The sequence below is a fragment of the Methylobacterium soli genome (genome assembly GCF_008806385.1).
Taxonomy (GTDB): Bacteria; Pseudomonadota; Alphaproteobacteria; order Rhizobiales; family Beijerinckiaceae; genus Methylobacterium; species Methylobacterium soli.
Map to the genome: position 1 here is coordinate 57,982 of NZ_VZZK01000012.1, position 20,944 is coordinate 78,925.

10 protein-coding genes are annotated in these 20,944 nt (G+C 71.1%); 4 read left to right on the forward strand and 6 right to left on the reverse strand.

The annotated features are described in order from the left end of the window. Positions 1-101: 101 nt before the first annotated feature. The 6 genes from treS to F6X53_RS13535 form a co-directional block, all read right to left on the reverse strand. Positions 102-3,368 carry a maltose alpha-D-glucosyltransferase gene (gene treS / locus F6X53_RS13510; protein WP_151000570.1) on the reverse strand — a complete coding sequence of 1,089 codons (3,267 nt, stop codon included), beginning with the start codon at positions 3,366-3,368 and terminating at the stop codon, positions 102-104. A 168-nt stretch (positions 3,369-3,536) separates the two neighbouring features. Next, complete coding sequence (locus F6X53_RS13515; protein WP_151000572.1) at positions 3,537-6,932, reverse strand: maltotransferase domain-containing protein; 3,396 nt, start codon at positions 6,930-6,932, stop codon at positions 3,537-3,539. Positions 6,933-6,989: 57 nt separating this feature from the next. Beyond that, positions 6,990-11,885, reverse strand: a complete 4,896-nt coding sequence (locus F6X53_RS13520; protein ID WP_151000574.1) for a malto-oligosyltrehalose synthase — start codon at positions 11,883-11,885, stop codon at positions 6,990-6,992. Positions 11,886-12,405: 520 nt separating this feature from the next. Continuing rightward, positions 12,406-14,208, reverse strand: coding sequence for a malto-oligosyltrehalose trehalohydrolase (treZ, locus tag F6X53_RS13525; RefSeq protein WP_151000576.1), 1,803 nt, complete (start codon positions 14,206-14,208; stop codon positions 12,406-12,408). Positions 14,209-14,420: 212 nt separating this feature from the next. After that, the gene (gene glgX / locus F6X53_RS13530; protein ID WP_151000730.1) at positions 14,421-16,538 is read right to left on the reverse strand and encodes a glycogen debranching protein GlgX; all 2,118 of its coding nucleotides are present in this window, start codon (positions 16,536-16,538) and stop codon (positions 14,421-14,423) included. A 51-nt stretch (positions 16,539-16,589) separates the two neighbouring features. Then, the gene (locus F6X53_RS13535) at positions 16,590-18,011 is read right to left on the reverse strand and encodes an alpha,alpha-trehalose-phosphate synthase (UDP-forming) (protein WP_151000578.1); all 1,422 of its coding nucleotides are present in this window, start codon (positions 18,009-18,011) and stop codon (positions 16,590-16,592) included. 476 nt (positions 18,012-18,487) lie between these two features. Between F6X53_RS13535 and F6X53_RS13545 the strand changes: the two genes are divergently transcribed. From F6X53_RS13545 to F6X53_RS13560, 4 genes are all read left to right on the forward strand, one after another. Then, positions 18,488-19,039 (forward strand): hypothetical protein, encoded by a 552-nt coding sequence (locus F6X53_RS13545; protein WP_238296251.1) that lies wholly within the window; start codon positions 18,488-18,490, stop codon positions 19,037-19,039. Between the two features lie 12 nt (positions 19,040-19,051). Further along, positions 19,052-19,471, forward strand: a complete 420-nt coding sequence (locus F6X53_RS13550; protein WP_151000582.1) for a phage holin family protein — start codon at positions 19,052-19,054, stop codon at positions 19,469-19,471. An 8-nt stretch (positions 19,472-19,479) separates the two neighbouring features. Next, entirely contained in the window at positions 19,480-19,860 is a 381-nt protein-coding gene (locus F6X53_RS13555; RefSeq protein WP_151000584.1) for a DUF3618 domain-containing protein, read from the forward strand. Positions 19,861-20,026: 166 nt separating this feature from the next. Further along, positions 20,027-20,881 carry a hypothetical protein gene (locus F6X53_RS13560; protein WP_151000586.1) on the forward strand — a complete coding sequence of 285 codons (855 nt, stop codon included), beginning with the start codon at positions 20,027-20,029 and terminating at the stop codon, positions 20,879-20,881. Positions 20,882-20,944 lie beyond the last annotated feature (63 nt).

Genomic DNA, 20,944 nt, shown 5'->3' on the forward strand with positions numbered 1-20,944 from the left:
GGCGCCGCCGGTTTGGGGGCGAGCGGCGGGACGTCCGCAGGCCGGGCCGCCCCCGATGCGAGGTCGGCCTTCCCCACGAACTTCTCGTCAATGCCCGTCATTCAGATGCCTCTCTTGGTCTCGTCCAGAATGTTGAGAACCCCCCGTGCGGGGATTTCGATCCAGTCGGGCCGGTTGTTCGCCTCGTAATCGACCTCGTAGAGCGCCTTGGTGAGGAGGCAGAGCTTGAGCAGGCGCTCATGCGTCGCGGGGTCGGTCACGGCGGCGCGGCTGGTGCGGGCGGCGGCGTCGTAGCCTTCGAGGAACGCTGCATCGATCATGCCGCGCCAGGCGATCGAGGCGTTGCGGGCGCGCTCCTCGGAATCCGAGAAGCGGCTGGCGATCTCGCGGGTGACCGTCTCGGCGCCGTATGCGAAGGACCGGAGCATCCCGGCGACGTCGCGCAGCGGCGTCGACTTGGCCCGGCGCTCGTCGGCCGGCCGCGAGGGCTCGCCCTCGAAATCGACGATGACGAGGTCGCCCTCGGAGGCGAGCACCTGCCCGAGATGATAGTCGCCGTGGATGCGCGTCTTCCAGGCGCCCTGCGGCGCCTCGGCGGTGAGGTCCGCGATCAGGGCCTCCACCTCGCCGCGGCGGGCCGAGAGCGACGCGATCGCGGGGCGGCTCGCATCGAGGCCGCGATCGGCCATGCCGGTGAGGCTCCGGAAGGCGCGATCCGCCTGATGGCGCGCATCGCGCCCGAGCACGTCGAGATCGTCGCGCGTGAAGGGCTCGGCCGCGAAGGCCGGGTCCTGCGTCTCGATCGCGAAGGCGTTGTGCATCTCGGCGGTGCGGCGGCCGAGGAGTTCGGCCCAGCGCAGATGCGCATTGAACGCCTCGTGCGGCGACGGCGCCTCGCTCTCGGGGGCGAGCACCACCGTGTCGAAGTCGCGGCGCAGGCCCTCGAGCATCAGCGTCCAGGCATCGCCCTGGTTGAGGACGAAGCGCTGCAGCACCGCCAGCGCCGTGCGGGTGCCGTCCGGGGCCACGTGCTCCAGGGTGCCGAGCAGCGCCGGGGTGCTGGCGAAGCCGGCCTCCTCGGTGAGGAAGCGCCCGACCTCGACCTCCGGATGCGTGCCGGGCTGGAGGCGGCGCAGCAGCTTGAGCATCATCTTGGCCCCGATCGCGATCGAGGTGTTGCTCTGCTCGGCCGAGAGACGGCGCACCTCGGTCTCGTCGAAGGGCATCTCGTGGTCGAAGGCCGAGGTCGCGGAGAACACCAGGGTTCCGGTCTCGCTCGGGATCTCGCGGCCCGCCCGCATGCTCTCCACGAGGCTGATCGCGAAGGCCGGCGAGGCCGCCGCGCCGTAGAGGAGGCCGGTGCGCGGGCCCCGGCGGACGCGGGCGACCGCGTGGCTCAGCAGGCCCTCCTCCTCGCGCCCCTCGTCGACGCCGACGGGCACGAAATATTCCTGGCGCTCGCCGTTGGCGAGGTTCACCGCCACCCGCGGCAGCAGGAACTTCGCCTCGCCGTGGCCGTCCTTGAGGGCAGCCGAATCGGTGACCTGCACCGACTTGATGCGCGAGCCCTTGGCGCCGAACCAGCGGCGGCTGGCGATGAAGGGCGGCACCACCGTGCGCTCGAAGGCGGTGCGCTCGCGCCCCGCCATCAGGGTCTCGATGCCGCCGGTGAGCACCAGGGTGAACAGCTCCGGGGGCTCGGGCTGGGGCCCGACCGCGCCGGTATTGGCCGCCGAGAGGGTGAACCAGTAGAAGCCGTAGGCGGGCAGCGTCAGCAGGTAGGGCAGCTCGCCGATCGGCGGGAACTCGCTGCCGCCGGTGAGCTCGATCGGCACGGCGCTGCGCAGCTCCGAGAGGTCGAGCTGCACGGCCTGGGGTGCCCGCGACAGGTTCGCGACGCAGAGCACGCGCTCGCCCTCGAATTCACGGATCCAGGCCAGCACCTTGCGGTTGCGGGGATACAGGAACTGCATCCCGCCGCGCCCGAGGGCGACGCTGTTGTTGCGGATCGCGATCATGCGCCGCGTCCAGTTCAGGAGGCTCGTCTGCGAGCGCGTCTGCGCCTCGACGTTGATGGCGTCGAAGCCGTAGATCGGGTCCTGGACGGCGGGCAGGAAGAGCCGCGCGGGGTCGGAGCGCGAGAAGCCGCCGTTGCGGTCGGGGGACCATTGCATCGGCGTGCGCACGCCGTCGCGGTCGCCGAGATAGATGTTGTCGCCCATGCCGATCTCGTCGCCGTAATAGAGCACCGGCGTGCCTGGCATCGACAGGACGAGGGACTTCATCAGCTCGATCTTGCGCCGGTCGTTCTCCAGAAGCGGCGCGAGGCGGCGGCGGATGCCGAGATTGATCCGGGCGCGGCGCTCGGCGGCGTAGAACGACCAGAGGTAGTCACGCTCCTCGGCGGTGACCATCTCGAGGGTCAGCTCGTCATGGTTGCGTAGGAAGATCGCCCATTGGCAGCCCTCCGGGATCTCCGGGGTCTGGCGCATGATGTCGGTGATCGGGTGCCGGTCCTCGCGGGCGATCGCCATGTACATGCGCGGCATCAGCGGGAAATGGAACGCCATGTGGCACTCGTCCCCGTCGCCGAAATACTGCGCGGTCTCCTCCGGCCATTGGTTGGCCTCGGCGAGCAGCATCCGGTCGGGATAGCTGGCATCGAGGGCCGCCCGGATCGCCTTGATGACGTCGTGCGTCTCGGGAAGGTTCTCGCAATTCGTGCCGTCGCGCTCGATCAGGTAGGGGATCGCGTCGAGGCGCAGGCCGTCGACGCCCATGTCGAGCCAGTAGCGCATCACCTCGATGACGGCTTCGAGCACCGCCGGGTTGTCGAAGTTGAGGTCGGGCTGGTGGCTGTAGAAGCGGTGCCAGAAATATTGCTTGGCGACCGGGTCCCAGGTCCAGTTCGAGGATTCGGTGTCGAGGAAGATGATCCGGGTGTCGCCGTAGGGCTTGTCCGTATCCGACCAGACGTAGAAGTCGCGCTCGGGCGAGCCCGCCGGCGCCTCGCGGGCGCGCTGGAACCAGGGATGCTGGTCCGAGGTGTGGTTGATCACGAGCTCGGTGATGACGCGCAGGCCCCGGGCGTGGGCGGCGTCGACGAAGCGCCGGAAGGCGTCCATGTCGCCGTACGAGGCGTTGATGTCGCGGTAATCCGCGATGTCGTAGCCGTCGTCCCGCAGGGGCGAGGGATAGAACGGCATCAGCCAGATCGCCGTGACCCCGAGGTCGCGGACATAGTCGAGCTTCTGGGTCAGCCCCTCGAAATCCCCGATCCCGTCATTGTTCGAGTCGAAGAACGACTTGACGTGGATCTGGTAGATGATGGCGTCACGGTACCATTGCGGATCGCTGCGATCGATCATCGCGTCGCTGCCTCATGCGTCGGGTCAAGGGCGTTCGTTGCCAGCTTCCGCACGACGGGATCGGTCGGTCGATGAATGCGAACGGTGGGCGGGGTTACGACCCCATCATCTGGGCGAGAGCGCGACGGGAACGCCCGCCGCGGCCGATTTCTGCTGACACGCACGGTCTCACTCCGCAACCCGCCGCGACACCCGAAGGCGCCAGATCACGCAGGAGCGCTCCGCCGGGTCGAGGGCGATGCGGTGCGATTTGCCGCGCAGCTCGAACGTGTAGCCCTGGAGCAGGTCCTCGACCGCGACGGCGCCGTGATCCGGCTGGCCGAGGAGCCAGAGCGGCACCTCGTAGGTGCATTCCTGACGGTTCTTCGGATCGAGGTTGACCATCACGAACACGCAATTGTCGCCCTCCGGCGTCAGCTTGGCGTAGGCGATGATGCTGTCGTTGAAGGCTCCGGTGAAGTGGACGTTGCGGAAGTCCCACAGGGCCGGGTTCTCGCGCCGGATGCGGTTCAGCTTGACGACGTGCTCGCGGATGTTGCCGGGCCGGTCGTTGTCCCAGGCCTTCAGCTCGTACTTCTCGGAATTGAGGTATTCCTCCTTGCCCGGATAGGGCGCGGCCTCGCACAATTCGAAGCCGTTATAGATGCCGTAGACGGAGGAGAGCGTCGCGGCGAGCGTCGCGCGCACGATGAAGCCCGGCCGGCCGCTGGTCTGGAGGTAGTGCGGGTTGATGTCGGGCGTGTTGGCGAAGAAGTTCGGCCGGTAATACTCGCCCATCGGGCCGGCGAGCTCGAGGGCATACTCGGTCAGCTCCTGCTTGGTGTTGCGCCAGGTGAAGTAGGTGTAGCTCTGCTGGTAGCCGGCCTTGGCGAGCTTCTTCATCATCTTGGGCCGGGTGAAGGCCTCGGCGAGGAAGATCACGTCGGGATAGCGGCCGTTCACCTCGCCGATCATCCATTCCCAGAACGGGATCGGCTTGGTGTGCGGGTTGTCGACCCGGAAGATGCGGACGCCGCGCGCGCACCAGCCCATCACGATGTCGCGAAGCTCGATCCAGAGCGAGGGCAGCGCGCCGCCGTAGAAATGGACGTTCGAGATGTCCTCGTATTTCTTCGGCGGATTCTCGGCAAAGCGAAGCGTCCCGTCGGGCCGCCACTCGAACCATTCGGGATGGGTCTTGATCCAGGGATGGTCGGGGGAGCACTGGATCGCGAAATCGAGCGCGATCTCCATGCCGTAGGCGTGGCTCGCCGCCACCAGCCGCTCGAAATCCGCGAGCGTCCCGAGTTCGGGATGCACCGCCTCGTGGCCGCCCTCCTCGGAGCCCACCGCGTAGACCGAGCCGACATCGCCCGGCTCCGCCTTGAGGGTGTTGTTCTTGCCCTTGCGGTTGGTCCGCCCGATCGGGTGGATCGGCGTGAAGTAGAGGACGTCGAAGCCGAGCTCGCGGATCTCGGGCAGGCGCGCGATGACGTCGTCGAAGGTGCCGTGCCGGTTCGGATCGCCCGATTGCGAGCGCGGGAAGATCTCGTACCAGGCCGAGAACCGCGCCGCGAGGCGGTCGGCGATGACCGGGATGTTGACCGGGTAGCGCGAGGCGTTGACCCGCTCGGCGTTGCGGCGGATCAGCTTCGTCGCCTCGGGGTCGAGGATGCGCCGGAGCTGCGCCGTCGAGCCGGTCTCCTCGGCACCGAGCGCCGAGACGAGGGCCGCGAGCCGCTCCTTGTCGCGCCCGGTGGCGAGGTCGGCCGCGCCCTGCACCAGGGCGATGCCCTCGATGGTCTCCAGCGTGAGGTCGAGCCCGGCATCGCGCTTCTTCATCGTGTCGCGGACCCAGGACGAGAAGCTGTCGCGCCAGCCCTCGATGGTGAATTCGTAGCGGGCGTTCCTCTCCAGCGGGAAGTGGCCGCTCCAGCGGTCGTTGTCGACGAAGACCATGGGGTCGCGCCGCCAGGCGGTCTCGCCGACGACGCGGGAGAGGATCGCCGCGTTGATGATCTCGTGCCCGTCCGAGAAGATGTCGGCATCGACCTGCAGGCTCTCGCCGACGACCCGCTTCACGGGGGAGCGGCCGCCGTCGATCTCGGGCGACACCGCCTCGATCACGACCCGGCCCTCCCCGCTCGGCCGCCCCCGGCTCGGAAGCGTCGCCACCGTCGCGGCCTCCGCCGAGAGGATGCGCAGTTCCCCCGGCGCGAGCGCGATGGCGCAGCCGGCATGGAAGACGATCGGCTCGGCCTCCGGGGTGCGGTCGACGAAGGGCCCGAGCTGGCCGCCGGTCCGGGCGATCAGCGCCCCGGCATCGACCGGCACGCTCCGGGCGCCCGGGTTGTAGAGCACCAGCACCGCGTGACGGGCCGAGGCCGGGTGGCCGGTATCGAAGCGGATCAGCGCCACCGCGTCGGAATCCGGCGCGGAGAGGCGCAGCTGCGCACCCTCGACATTGGCGGCCGGCAGCTCGGCCTTGAGGGCGTTGATCGAAGCGATCGAGCGCGAGATGTCGAGCCCGCTCTCGGTCTCCCGGTCGGCCGGCGTCGTCTCCACCACGTGGAGCGCGCGGGCGTAGCCCCATTCGTAGCCGATCGGCATCAGCACGCCCGCCGAGAAGAAGGCCGCGAGCGCGTAGCGGTTGCGCAGGCGCTCGGCCAACGTCTCCGGGCCGCCCGCCGCGTCGGCGGCGAGGCGGGGCATGTCGTGGTTCTCCGGGAAGGCGATGGAGGGCGCAAGCGTCCGCAGGCGCTCGTATTGCTCGATCGCCCAGCCGGCCTTGAGGTCCCACCAGGCGAAGGAGTTGAACAGGTAGTCGAAGCCGGCGCCCGCGGTGGCGCGGGCCTCCGCGAAGGTGCAGCCCAGCGTCTCGGCGGCGAACAGGCAGGCATGGTCGCGTTCCTTGGCGCCCCGGATCAGGGCGCGCCAGACCTCGGCCGGCACCTTGTAGGCGGCGTCGCACCGGAAGCCCGCGACGCCGAGGCCCTGGAGCCGCGCGACGTAGCCGTCCCAGATCCGGGTCAGCTCGGACCGGGCAGGCTCGGAATGGTAGTCGAGCTCGGCCAGATCCCCCCAGATCGTGCGCTTCGTCGGGTCGTCGGGATCGACCGCGTAGGGGCTCGCGGGCCGGCCCGCCTCGTCCTTGACGAAAAGGTCCGGCCGCTCGCGGGCGAGGCGCCCGTCATTGGCCGCGTGGTTGACCACGAGGTCCGTCATCACGCGCAGGCCCTGGGCTTCCGCGGCGGCGCAGAAGCGGCGGATCTGCTCGTCGTCGGGCGTCCCGTCGAGGTCGCGCAGGCGCTCGTCGAGGCTGTCGATGTCGGCCACCGCGTAGAGGCTGCGCGAGCCCCCGGTCTGGTGGAAGGGGTTGAGATAGACCCAGTCGAAGCCGAGGCCGGCGATGCGGGGCAATTCGCGGGTCCAGTCCGAGACCCGGCCGACGAGGAGCGGGAACAGGTTGTAGATGCGCGGCCCCTCGGCGCGCGGCGCGAGGCTCGCCGGCAGCGTCACGGCGCCAGCGCCTGTCCCCGCGCGGGTGCCCTGGGCGGTCGTCGGTGCTGTGGTCGGTGCGTTCATGCTGGCCTCGACTGTGTGTGCGCGGTGTCGTCTCAACGGGCGGGAGCGCCCCGGCCCCTACGCCGTCCGGCGCAGGACCGCGTAGGGCAGGCGCTCGAACAGGCGCCCGAGGTCGGCCGGACCGCCCGCATGGACCTCGCCGGTGACGATGTCGCGCCAGCGGCTCGCCTCGGGCAGGTCGAGCACGGTGCCGGCGAAGGCCTCGCCCGACCAGGTCCCGTCCCGCACCATCTGGGACACGAGGCGCGGCACGGCCACCAGGAGGTCGCCGGTTTCCGTCATCGCATCCGAACGTGTGAAGGCGATGAGGTGCGCCGCGTGGGCGCCGCGCGCCGCCACGGGCTGGTAGCCGGCCTCAGCGTAGAAGCCGGGGCGCTCGGTCCGGTCCCGCAGGAGGGCGGCGAGCGTCGCCTGCTTCACCCGCCCGTCCTGCCAGGCGGGCAGGAGGTCGCCCGCCCGGCCGTCCGCTTCGAGGGCCCGGCTCAGGGCGCCGTAATCCACCGGGCGGCGGTTGTCCGGATCCACGAAGGAGAAGTCCCAGAACTCGGTGCCCTGGTAGGTGTCCGGCAGGCCAGGCAGGGTCGCCTTGAGGATCGTGCGCCCCAGGCTGCCGATCATCCCGAGATGAGCGAGGCGCTGCGCGAAGGGGCGCAGCTTCGCCAGAAAGGGCGAGCCCGGCGCGATCAGCCCCTCGAACAGGGTGCGGACCGCGCCCTCATAGGCCTCGTCGACATTGACCCAGCTCGATCGGCGCTTGCCCTCGCGCAGGGCCTTCTCCGAGTAGGCGACGAGGCGGGCGCGGAAATCCGCGATGGCCTCCGGCTCGTCCCGCTCCAGCAGGGCGATCGGCCAGGCCGCCAGGATGGCCTGGAAGAACATCCACTGGTCGTTGGCGTCGGGGGCGGCCTCGTCGTCGAGGCTGCCGAGATGGGGGGCGGCCACTTCGCGCCAGAGGTCCCAGGCCCGGGCCCATTCCTCCGGCATCTCCGAGAGGGCGAGGAGGCGGGTGCGGGCATCCTCGCCGCGCTTGGTGTCGTGGGTCGCCGTGGTGATCATGGCATTCGGCCAGTCGCGGGCCCGCGCCGCCTGAAGCGCGTGGAAATGCTCCGCGTCGAGGCCGTACTCGCCCGGATCGCCCCCGACCTCGTTCAGCCCGAGCAGCATGGCGTAGCGGTAGAACAGCGTGTCCTCCAGGCTCTTGGCCATCACCGGGCCGGTGAGCTGCTGGAAGCGGCGGCGGAAGCGCAGCACCACCCGGGGCTCCGGCCGGCCCGGTCCCCCGGTCTCGACGCGCCCGAGGAGCGCGTTGGCGGCGAAATCGTGGACCGAGCGGTCGGGCAGCGCGCTCCAGCGCTTGGCCTTGGCAACGGCCCCCTCGATCAGGCGCACGTCCTCCACCTCGACGTCGCTCTCGTCGAGGTCGGGCGGCAGGTAGCTGCGATAGGTCGGGAAGCGGGCAATGATCTCGATCAGCGCGCGCCGGATGGCGTTGACCGAGAAGTCGCGGGTGCGCCGGTCGGAATCGGCGATCTCCTTCAGGTCGGCGGTCAGCACTTCGAGCTCGCTCGCGAAGCTGATCTCCAGGATCTCGGCCTTGGCGGCCCGGAGCTGGAAGCCGTAGGGCTCGTCGTAGCCGGTCGCCCACTCGTAGAGGCGCTTGATCCGCGGGCGCTTGCCCTGGTCGACCAGGATGCCGTCGAGCTGGTTCAGCACGTCGTAGCCGGTGGTGCCGGCCACCGGCCAGGGGCGCAGGCGCTCGCCGGGTTCCAAGATCTTCTCCACCACCACGTAGAAGCCGGGGCCGATTGCCGCCTGCAGCGCCCGGGCATAGCCCAGCGGGTCGGCCAGCCCATCGATGTGGTCGATGCGCAGCCCGTCGATCCGGCCCTCGCGCACGTGCCGGAACACGGTCTCGTGCGAGCGGTGGAAGATGTCGGATTTCTCGACGCGCAGGCCCGCCAGCGCGTTCACGTCGAAGAAGCGCCGGTAATTGATGTCGCTCGAGGCCACCCGCCAATGGGCGAGGCGGTAGGCCTGGCTCTCCAGCAGGCGATGCAGCGGCCCGAAACTGTCCGGCCGCCCCTTGAAGCCGTTGAGGAGCTTGAGCGTGCGGCCCATCGCGTCGCGGATCGCCGGGGAGGCCTGTACCACGTCGGCGAGGCGCTGCTTCAGCCCCTCCGCCTCGTCCGGGAAGGCGCGGCGGCGCTCGGCCACGGTCTCCTCGCCCATGACGCGCAGGCGCTCGGAGATCGAGAGCAGCTCCGCCGAGGCGTCGTCGCCGACCTCGCCGAGCGCCGCCAGCACCCGGTTGAGGATCGTCGGGTAGTTCAGCGGCCGGATCGGGAACTGGTGCTCGTAGTGCCAGACGCTGAGGGCCCCGGCCGCCTCGTCGAATTTCAGCTCCAGGGTGCCCTTCTCCAGGGCCTCGCCGTAGCGGTCGCCCAGGAACGGGATGACGAGGTTGCGGTTGGCGCCCTGGCGCTCCAAATCGATGTCGAAGGCGTGGGCGAAGGGCGAGAGCGGCCCCCATTCGAGGACCGACAGCCACCACGGATTGTCGGCGCCGCCGACGCCCATGTGGTTCGGCACGATGTCGAGGAGGAGCTTGAGCCCGTGGGCGCGCAGGGCGTCCGAGAGGCGGATGAAGCCGTCCTCGCCGCCAAGCTCCGGGTTGATGGCGCCGTGATCGACGATGTCGTAGCCGTGGGTCGAGCCCGGCCGCGCCTTCTGCAAGGGCGAGGCGTAGACGTGGCTGATCCCGAGCCGCGCCAGGTAGGGCACGATCGCCTCCGCCTCCGCGAAGGTGAAGTCCTTGTGGAATTGCAGCCGGTAGGTGGCGCGCGGCGCCTCCGTGGCGAGCCGGGCGGCGCCCGAGCGCGGGCCTCGATCCTCGGCCGACAGGGAGGCGGCGAGCTTGGCCAGCGGCCCGCCGGGGGCGGCGATGGAATCGAGGTCGCGGTCGAGCTTGCGCCGCCAGTTCGGGTAGCCTTCCGTGGAGCCCGGCACGTTGGCCTGGCTCAGCTCCGAGACCACGTCCTCGTATTGCACGGCGGTCAGCATCGCGGGGGCGCGGGCGAGGTAGCGCGCGGCGGCCTCGAAGGGCGCGGCCTCGGGCGGGTCGTAGGAGGGGAGAAGCTGCTCGGAGGCGAGGGCCTCGGTGAGGCGGGCGCGCTCGGTGACCCGCTCGCCGCGCTCCGCTTCGGCCCGGTCGGCATCGTAGAGGCCGAGCGACTGGCGGGTATCGGTGTCGACGCCGCGCCACCAGCCGACGAAGGTCGGCAGGTCGTGGGTGGTGATGGCGGTGAGCGCGTCGCGCGGATAGGCTCCGGGCGCCTTGAAGCCGCCGCCATGCTCGCGCTCGAAGGCGAGGATGCGGTAGCTCAGGATGCCGGCCTGCATCAGCGCGTCCGAGAAGCCCTCCGGCGCGGTGCCGAGATCCTCCGCGATGACGAGGCACTTGTTGCGGTGGCTCTCGAGCCGCAGCACGGCGAGCATCGGCTCGAAGGGCATCGCCACGTAGGCGCCGTCCCGGGCGCTGCCCGAGACCGGGATCAGGTAGAGCCGGGCGAGCTGGAAGGCGTGGTCGATGCGGATGGCGCCGGCATGGCGCATATTCGCCCGGACGAGCGCCCGGAAGGCCGCGAGCCCGTCGCGCTCCATCTCCAGCGGGTCGAAGGCCGGCAGGCCCCAATCCTGGCCCTTCGGGGCGAGGAGGTCGGGCGGCGCGCCGATCGAGACGCCGCCCGCGAAGCGCTCGGGATGCGACCAGACCTCGGAGCCGCCCCGGTCGGCGCCGACCGCGAGGTCGCGGTAGAGGCCAAGTCGCATGCCGGTGCCCAGCGCCGCCTCCGCGGCGGCCCCGAGCTGACGATCGGCGAGATATTGCAGCCAGGCGTGATAGCGCACGGCCTCCGCGTGGTCGGCCGCAAACGCCCGCACCGCCTCGGTGCCGGCCCGGCGGTATTCCTCCGGCCAGTCGCCGAGCCAGTGGGCGCCCTGCGCGCGGAAATGCGCCGAGAGCGCCTCGAAGGTGGCGTGGGATTGCAGATCCTCGCCGCCCTCGCGCCGGAACGCATCGAAGCCCGAATCGGTGCCGGCCTGCGCGCCCGATTCCTCCCAGAGCGCCCGCAGTACCGGCGACAGCACCTCCCAGACGCCCTGGTGATCGACGAGGGCGGCGTCCCGCAGGGCCTCGACCTTCGCGCGCTGCCCGGACAGGATGGCCTCGGCGCGCGAGCCGGCAAAGCCCGGGAGCGCGTCGGGCTCGATGAACAGGGTCTCGAGGAAGAGCCGCGAGGAGGGCGAGTAGGGCGAGATCTTGGAGCGGTCGCTCTCGAACAGGGCGTGGACCGGGCTGAGGCCCAGGAACGAGGCGCCGCGCAGGCCCGCATCGGTGGCGGCCCGGCCGGCATCCGCGTAGGTGCCGATGCCGAGATTGCCGGGCGAGCGCAGGCCGTAGAGCTGCGCCGCGAGGCCCCAGTCGCGGGCCCCCTCGTCGGCATAGGCGCGGGGGCGCCAGCAGCGCTGGGGCGCGGCGATCACCCAGGATTCGGCCCGGGCCTCGCCGAGGCTGACGCTGAGATGGTGGTAGCCCGGCGTCAGCGGCGGCAGTTCCAGCTCCGCCTCCGAGCCCCCGACGGCGAGGCGCCCCTCGCGGGCAAAGCCCCGCTCGTCGACGAGGCGCCAGACCAGGGTTCCGGCGCCGCCCCGCACGGGAACCCGATGGCCGCGCCGCGCCTCCACCGGCAGCAGCGGCGGGATCAGCCCCCGGCGCAGCGCCTCGACCGCGCCGAGGCTCCGGGCGATCTCCGGTTCGGACCCGACCGCGAAGCCGAGCGCCGCGAGCAGCCCGCGCCGCGTCTCCAGAGCGGTCTCGACCCGGGCTCCGAAGGCGTCCGTATAGCCCGCCGCGACGCCGACGAGGTCGGCGAGCTGTTCGAGGGTGGCGCTCACTGATGATGATCCGTGGTCTGGGGTTCGTGGTTGGATTGCGCGGCGGTGCTCAGTTGCCGAGCCCAGGCCGGAAAGGTCGCATCCCTCACCCGTTCCGCGAGCGCGGATTCGACCACTCCCGGACGGGAGAGGTGGGGCGCGTCGTGCGCGCGACCGGCAGCGAGGGTGTCAGGATGGGCATGTGTCACCGCGACCGGCCCCCTCTCCCGTCCGGGAGAGGGTTGGGGTGAGGGGTGCGCGCTCTCCGGAGAGGTCGCACCCCTCACCCGGTCGGCTGGCGCCGACTCGACCTCTCCCGGACGGGAGAGGTGGGGCGCGTCGTGCGCGCGACCGGCAGCGACACGGAGATGCGCTTCAGGATGTGACGCGGTTGCCGCAACCGGCCCCCTCTCCCGTTCGGGAGAGGGTTGGGGTGAGGGATGCGCGCTGTCCGGAAAAGTCACACCCCCCACCCGTTCCGCGATCGCGGATGCGACCACTCCCCGGCGGGAGAGGTCGGGCGCGTCCTGCGCGAGAGGCGTCATTCCGGCGTGCCCGTCAGGAAAATTCCGGTCCAGCTCGGCAGGGTGGCGCCGGCATCGGGGGCGTTCGTCCAGATGGCGCGGCCGGGGCCGGGGTCGAAGCGGAAATCGGCCTCGCCCACATTGGCCACGAGGCGCAGGGTTCCGGCCGCGAAGCGCCAGGTGCAATCGACGACGTCGGGGCGCGGCAGGGTGGCGGTGGCGCCGCGATAGGCCGATTTCGTCAGCGGCACCACGTGCGCGCGGCGCAAGGAGAGGAGGCGCGTCGTCTCGGCCAGGACCTCGCGATGGGGCGAGCGCGCGCGCTCCGACCAATCGAGCTTGGAATCCAGGAAGGTCTTCGCCTCGGTCGGATCCGGAATCACCGAGGTGTCGTCGGCGAAGGCCGCGAAGCTCTTGAACTCGCGGCGCCGGCCCTCGCGCACCGCCTTGTTCAGCTCCGCGTCGGGGGCGAAATCGACGAAGAACAGGAACGGCGTCGAGGCCGACCATTCCTCGCCCATCCACAGCATCGGGATCTGGGGGGCGAGCAGCAGGCCGGCGCGGGCGAGGTCGAGCTTCTCCGGGGCGGCGAGGTGGCTCAGGCGCTCGCCGAGCGCCCGGTTGCCGACCTGGTCGTGGTTCTGCAGGAAGGTGACGAAGGCCGAGGGTGGCAGGTGGGCGGAGGGCTCCCCGCGCGGGTGGTTATCCAGCGTCTTGAAGGGCTCGCCCTGGTAGGCGAAGCCCTCGGCGAGGCAGCGCGCGAGGTGCTCCACCGGCTTGTCGGCGAAGCTCTCGTAATAGCCCGCCGTCTCGCCGGTCAGCAGCACGTGCCAGCAATGATGCAGGTCGTCGGCCCATTGGGCGTCGTGCTGGCGCGGCGTGCCGCGGGCGTCGCGCTCGAGCCAGCGGGCCTGGTTCGCCTCGTTCTCGAGCATCAGGTGGATGTGCCGGTCGGGCAGGCGCGCCCGCACGGTCTCGCCGAGCTCGGCCAGGAAGTGGCGCTCGGAATCGTCCAGGATGGCGTGGACGGCGTCGAAGCGCAGGCCGTCGAAATGGTATTCCTCGAGCCAGTAGAGGGCGTTCTGGAGAAAGTACTGGCGCACGACGTGGCCGCTCTCGGCTCCGTCGAAATTGATGCCGGCGCCCCAGGGCGTCTGGTGGCGCTCGGTGAAGAAGGTCTTCGCGTAGGCGTGGAGGTAATTCCCGGCCGGGCCGAAATGGTTGTAGACGGCGTCGAGGAAGACCATCAGCCCGAGGGAATGCGCCGTGTCGATCAGGCGCTTGAGGTCCTCGGGGCGGCCATAGGCGGCGTCGGGCGCGTAGGGCAGCACCCCGTCATAGCCCCAGTTGCGGGTGCCCTTGAAATCCGCGATCGGCAGCAGCTCGATCGCCGTGACGCCGAGGTCGCGCAGGTCGCCGAGCCTGGCCTCCAAACCCGCATAGGTGCCCTCCGGCGTCGCGGTGCCGACGTGGAGCTCGTAGATCACCGCCTCCTCGAAGGGGCGCCCGGTCCAGCTGGCGTCGTTCCACGCATAGGCCTTCGGGTCGATCAGCTCGCTCAAACCCGAGACGTCCTCCGGCTGGAAGCGCGAGGCGGGGTCGGGCACCACGAGGTCGCCGTCGATGCGGAAGCCGTAGCGCGCCCCCGCCCTCACGCCCGGAACCTCGGCCCGGCGCCAGCCCTCCCCGGCCTCGGCCAGCGGGTGGTCCTGGCCATCGAGCACGAGCCTCACGTCCTGGGCGGTCGGCGCCCAGAGGGCGAACCGCGCCCCGGTCTCAACAAGCTCGCTGCCAAAGGCCATCGTATGGGCGCGCCGCATCAGGCCACCATCCTCGTCTGTCGCAATTGAGCGGGCGCATCGGGCTTCGCCCTCCTGAGAAGGCTGCCCGGATCGGTCTGGTTCCCCGCACCGCAACTATGGCACCGCGCGAAGGCGACAACCCGAGGGTGCGCCGCCGGCCTCGTGAAAACGCGGTGCGTCGGGAAAGCCACGGCGCGGGGGCGTGGCGCCTCAGGCGGGGCCGTGGCGCCTCAGGCGGGGCCGTGCACGAAGTCCGGGACGGTCCCGCAATCGGCGGTCAGCACCAGGATCGAGCGGGCCGGCATCGCCACGTGGGCGCCGGCGCGAAAGGGCGGGCGGCCGGGCGGCACGGCCCCCGTCGGCAGGGCCGTGTCGAAGACGGGGCGCCAGGGTCCGCCGACCACCGGGCTGAGGGCGAAGTCGCAGGCCGTCGCGTCGGCGTTGACGAGGACGAGGAGGCGCTCGCCATGGGCGGTCTCGTTGCCGATCTGCATGCCGATGCAGCGCCGCTCGGCATCGCCCCAGGCGCCCTCGCCCATCTCGCTGCCGTCGGGCGCGAGCCAGTGCACGTCGCGCAGGGTCTCGTCGGGGTCGATGCGGGCGCCGTCGAGGAAGTCCCGGCGGCGCAGAGCCGGCTGCTCCCGGCGCAGGCGGGTCAGGTTCGCCACGAAGAGGGTGAGGTCGGGGTCGGGGTCGCGGGACCAGTCCATCCAGCCGATCGGGTTGTCCTGGCAATAGGCGTTGTTGTTGCCGCCCTGCGTGCGGGCGCGCTCGTCGCCCATCAGCAGCATCGGCACGCCCTGGGCCAGGAAGATCGTGGCCAGCATGTTGCGGGTCTGGCGGGCGCGGATGGCGAGGATCTCGGGATCGTCCGTGGGGCCCTCCACGCCGTAATGGCGCGAGACGTTGTGGCCGTGGCCGTCGCGGTTCTCCTCGCCGTTGGCGTGGTTGTGCTTCGCCTCGTAGGCGACCACGTCGGCGAGCGTGTAGCCGTCATGGCTCGCCGCGAAGTTGATGCTGGCGAGCGGCGAGCGCCGCGAGGGCGCGAAGATCTCGCGCGAGCCCGAGAGCCCCTGGGTGAGCTTCGGCAGCTGGCCGGGATCGCCCCGCCAGAACCCCCGGACGCTGTCGCGGAACTGGTCGTTCCACTCGCTCCAGCCGCGCGGGTAGCCGCCGAGCTGGTAGCCGCCCATGCCGATGTCCCAGGGCTCCGCGATGAGCTTGACGCGGGCCAGGACCGGATCCTGCGCCACCGCCTGGAAGAAGGCGGCGCGCGGGCTGAAATCGTGGGGCGCGCGGCCGAGGCTTGAGGCGAGGTCGAAGCGGAAGCCCGCGACCCCGTAGGCGGTGACCCAGTGGCGCAGGGAATCGAGGACGAGCTGCATCACCCGCGGATGCGCCACGTCGAAGGTGTTGCCGCAGCCGGTGCAGTCGATCTCCCGGCGCGGATCCTCGGGATCGAGCTTGTAATAGCTGGCGTTGTCGATGCCCCGGAACGAGAGCGTCGGGCCGGTATGGTCGGCCTCCGCCGTGTGGTTGTAGACGACGTCCAGGATCGTCTCGATCCCGGCGGCGTTCAGCTCGCGGATCGCGGCCTTGAGGCCGGCAAGGCCCGCATCCCCGAGATAGCGCGGATCGGGCGCGAAGTAGTTGAGCGGCGAGTAGCCCCAGAAATTGACGAGGCCGCGCTCGACCAGGAAGCGGTCATCCACGAAGGCCTGGATCGGCAGGAGCTCCAGCGCGGTGACGCCGAGCTTCCACAGGTGCTCGATGATGGCCGGGTGCGCCAGAGCCGCGTAGGTGCCCCGCTCGGCCTCGGGCACGTCCGGGTGGGTCATCGTCAGCGCCTTGACATGCGCCTCGTAGATCACCGTCTCGGAGAGGGGCCGGCGCAGGGGCTGGAGCGCGAGGTCCGACACCTCGGGCGCCGTGACGACGCCCTTCGGCATGTGCAGGGCGCTGTCGCGGCGGTCGATCTGGTCGGGGCGCTGCAGGCCGCGGCGGTGGCCGTAGAGCGAATCGTGCCAGTGGATGCGCCCCGCGATCTTGCGGGCATAGGGGTCGAGGACGAGCTTGGCCGCGTTGAAGCGGTGGCCGCGGGCGGGGTCCCAGGGGCCGTGCACCCGGTAGCCGTAGAGCTGCCCCGGCAGCACGCCCCGCAGGTAGCCGTGGAAGACGTCGTCGCTGCGGCAGGGCAGCCGGATCGTGCGGGTTTCGTGGCGCTCGCCCGCATCGAACAGGCAGAGGTCGACGGCGGTCGCGTTCTCGGAGAACAGCGCGAAATTGACGCCGCGCCCGTCGAAATGCGCCCCGAGCGGCGCCGGCACGCCGTCGTCGACGCTGATCAGGCGCGACATGAGATCAGGAGGCGCGACACGGGGCGGGCCGGCCTTCCCGCGCTACTCGGCGGCGGCGGCCGCCGTCGGCGGCTCGCGCTCGACGGTGCGGAAATTCTCGAGTTCCGAGAGGAAGTTGCGCGCCCACCAATCCACGTCCTCGCGGGTCATGCGATCGACCATGGGCTTCCAGCGCTCCAGCCGCTCGCCCCGCGGCATGTAGAGCGCGGTCCGGATCGCCTCCGCGACCTCGAAGCGGTCGTAGGGGTTGACCAGGAGCGCCTCGGGCAATTGGCGGGCCGCGCCCGCGAATTTGGAGAGGACGAGGACGCCCGGATCCTCCTCGCTCTGGGCCACGATGTATTCCTTGGCGACGAGGTTCATGCCGTCGCGCATCGGCGTCACGAGGCCGACCCGGGCCGCCCGGTAGAGCCCCGCCAGGACGGGCCGCGGATAGGCCTTGGTGACGTACTGGATCGGCGTCCAGGCCGGGTCGCCGAGCGCCCCGTTGATCTCGCCCACGGTCTCGTTGACCTCGCGCGAGAGCTGCTCGTACTCGGGCACCTCGCTGCGGGATTTCGGCGTGATCTGGATGTAGACGACGTTGCCGCGCTGGTCGGGATTCGAGGCGAAGAAGCGCTCCACCGCCTCCATCCGCTCCGGCACGCCCTTCGAGTAGTCGAGCCGGTCGACGCCGACGAGGAGCTTGCGGGTGCGCAGGCCCGCGATGGTGTCGCGCACGGTCTTGTTGGAATTCGCCCGCTCGGCCGCATCCTTGAAGCCCGCCACGTCGATGCCGATCGGGAAGGAGCGGATGCGGGTCCGGCGCCCGTCGACCATGAGCGAGCCGCCGCCCAGCGGAATCGCCCGCAGCGTGTCGCAGAGGTTGCGGTGCAGGTTCTGCACGTCCGGGTCGGTCTGAAGGCCGATCAGGTCGTAATCCGCGATGGCGCGCAGGAGGTCGTTGCTGGCCGGCAGCGTGTTGAACACGTCCGCGGCGGGCCAGGGGATGTGGTGGAAATAGCCGATCGGGTTGGCGATGCCGAGGCCGCGCAGCTCGGAGGCCAGCGGCAGCAGGTGGTAATCGTGGACCCAGATGATGTCGTCGGGCTCGACGAGCTTGGCGAGCTGGCGCGCGAAGATCCGGTTGACCCGGCAATAGCCGGCGTAATCCGAGCGCGAGAAGGCGCCGAGGCCGAGCCGGTAATGCATGATGGGCCAGAGCGCCCGGTTGGCGAAGCCGGCGTAATATTCCCGGTGGTCCTGGGGCGAGAGATCGACCACCGCGTATTGCACGCGGTCCCGGTCGATCAGGGTCGGCTCCTCGGAGGGCTCCTCGACGACGTTGCCGCTCCAGCCGAACCACAGGCCCTCATAGGCCGTGAAGGCCTCCTTCACGGCGACGGCGAGGCCGCCGGCCGCCACCGCCTTGCCACCCTCCTCGGGCACTGCAACGCGGTTCGATACGATCACTAGGCGTGCCACGAAGCCGGCTCCGGTCCTCAGGGCGCAGGCGCGAGGGAGCCCGCGCCCGACCAAACGTTTCCTCGGGTGAACGCGCGGAAGCCGAGCGCGATCCGTTGGCGCTAGCCAAGCGCGTTCGCACCCCCCGGGTCAAGATGCTGAATCCGCGCTCGCACGAGGAAAATCCCGGCCTGTCCTGTCCGGGACGGTCCAGATCCTCGTCAGCCCGCGCGAATTCCGGTCCTGACCCCGCACCCCGCTCAACCTTGGCCGAGGCTGCGCCCCGGGGCCTGAACGAAGCCTGACTTCGCGCCACCCGGGAAAGCCCCGGAAAACCGCGGCTTTCCCGCCTCGCCGCCCCTCGCGCGCCCTTGCCCGACCCCCTCGCGCGCCGAGGCGGAACCGGTGGCGACCGGGGCGGTTACTCAGCCGACATCATGCCTCACCCCGATGCGCCCCGGGCCCCGTGTCCGGCGCATGTGCAAGGAGTATGCCCCATGGCCGGCAGCGAGTTTCCCAATCCGTCTTCGGGTCACGCCGGCGGGCCTTCCGCGGCCGGCCCATCCGTGGCGCGCCCGGCCGATCCCGGCGCCCCCTCCGCCGCTGGCGAGCAGGCGGATTGGCGCGGCCTGAAGGGCGATGTCGAGGACATCGCCGACGTCGCGGTCGAGCGCGGCCGCGGCCTGATGGATGCCGCCCGCGCCCAGGCGCAGGATTACGTGGAGCGCCGCAAGGGCGACGCGGCCCAATCGGTCAACGACCTGGCCAAGACCCTCCGGGATTCGAGCCGCACCTTCGACGACCGGCCGAACATCAAGGCCTTCTTCGACAGCGCGGCCGAGGGGCTGGAGCAGCTCGGCGGCTCGATCGAGGCGCGCAGCTTCACGGATTTCTACGAGGATGCGGAGGCCTTCGCCCGCCGCGCCCCCGTGGCGGTCGCGGTCGGCACCTTCGTGGCGGGCTTCATCGCGGCCCGCTTCATCAAGTCGTCGAGCCTGCCCCAGGATCGCGAGGGGCTCGACGGCCACCGCGCCAGCCATCGCGCCTGAGGTCGCCGACCCATGTCCAACGGACCGACCCCAACCCCGCCGCCGGGTGCCGGCGTCAACAGCATCCAGAGCCTGATCGGCGACGCCCTGCGTGAGACCAACGAGCTCGCCCGCAAAGAGATCGCGCTCTTCCGGACCGAGATGGCGAGCAATGTGCGCTCGCTCTTCATCGGGCTCGCCTGCTTCGTCGGCGCCGCGGTCTTCGCCGTGGTGGCCCTCCTGGTCCTCGTCGACGCCCTCGTGAAGTGGCTCGCCACCATCGTGGGCTCCGAGTGGCTCTCCGCCCTGATCGTGGGCGGCGTGCTCCTCGTCCTGGCGATCGGCATGGCGCTCTGGGGACGCAGCGCCATGTCGCTCTCGACGCTCGCGCCCACCCGCACCACGCGCCAGGTTCGCCAGGACGCCCGTGCCCTGTCCGAGAGGGTTTCCTAATGAGTTCGATGAACGAGTTGGAGAAGGACATCGAGGCGAGCCGCGCCCGGCTCGACCAGACGATCGACCGGATCCAGGACCGCCTCTCCGTGTCGAGCATCGTCGACGAGATGCTGGGCTCGGCCCGCCGCACGCCCCTCAACGGGGTCTATGACGGCGCGCTGGAGGCGGTGCGGCGCAACCCCGTCCCGGTGATGATCATCGCGGCCGGCATCGGCTGGCTGCTGCACCGGATGTCGAACGACGCCGCCGCCGAGAACCGCCGGCGGCGGATGCGCCGCGCCGCCGAGAGGGTCCCGGCCCTGAATACCGGGGCGGCCCGCGTCTACGACCCGGACCAGCCGACCCGGCACCCGGCGCACGACCTCGCCGAAGAAATGCGGGCCTGAACCCGGACCGGACGCGCCGGCCGCCTGGCCGGTGCGCAGGACCGATCGACGATGGGGACCGGTGAGCGATCAGGATCCGGCAGGACCGATCCGAGACCGGACCGCGCGAGAACCAGGACCGACCAAGGCCCGCCCGGGCTGTCACGACCGATATGAGGAGTAACCGATGAGTGACCCCTTCAAGCCGCAGCAACCCGGCCGCGGCCTCCACGACACAGCCGCGGGCGGTTCCGGCCCGCTGACCGGCACCTCCACCGGCACGCTCCACGCCGTCGGCGCCGGCGGCACCGACCGGCCGCCCGGAAGCCTCGACCCGCATGCCAAGCCCCAGGACTTCACCCTGAGGCCGGACCCGGCGGGCGTTCACGATCCGCTCGGCGCCGGCAACACCGACCCGCATGCGCGGAATGCGAGCTTCGACGCGCCGGCCGGCGGCACCGCGCATCAGGCGAAGGACGCCGCCGCGCAGGCGGCCGACAAGGCGTCCGGCCTCGCCGGCCAGGCCCGCGACAAAGCCTCCGACCTCGCCTCCGACGCGCAGAGCCGCGCCTCTGACCTCGCCGGCAGCGTCAAGGGCGCCGCGCAGGATGCCCGCGAGCGCGCCGCGGATGTCTACGACGACGCCCGCACCTGGGTGTCCGACATGCACCGGAGCCAGCGCCGCCGCGTCGAGGATGCGGCGAGCCGGGGCCGTGACCAGCTCCACCAGGGCCGCACCGCGGTGGAGCAGTTCGTGACCGAGAACCCGCTCCTCGTCGGCGTCGTCGGCGTCGCGGCCGGCCTTCTCCTCGGGGCGCTGCTGCCGCGCACCCGCCAGGAGGACCGCAACCTCGGCCCCTACGCGGACGAGCTGCGCGACCAGGGCCTGCGCTACGCCCGCGACTTCACCAGCCGCGGCCGCGACTTCGTGGAGAGCGCCCTCGACCCGGACAACCTGAATGCCGCCGCCCAGCGCGCCAACGGCGAGCGCACGCCCGGCGGTGACTACCAGGGCAGCGACCGGACCGCGCACCGGCTCTGAGGCGGCTCCGACGACACGACGAGACGGGCGGCGCGGCGGCGCCGCCCGTTTTTTCATGCGAGC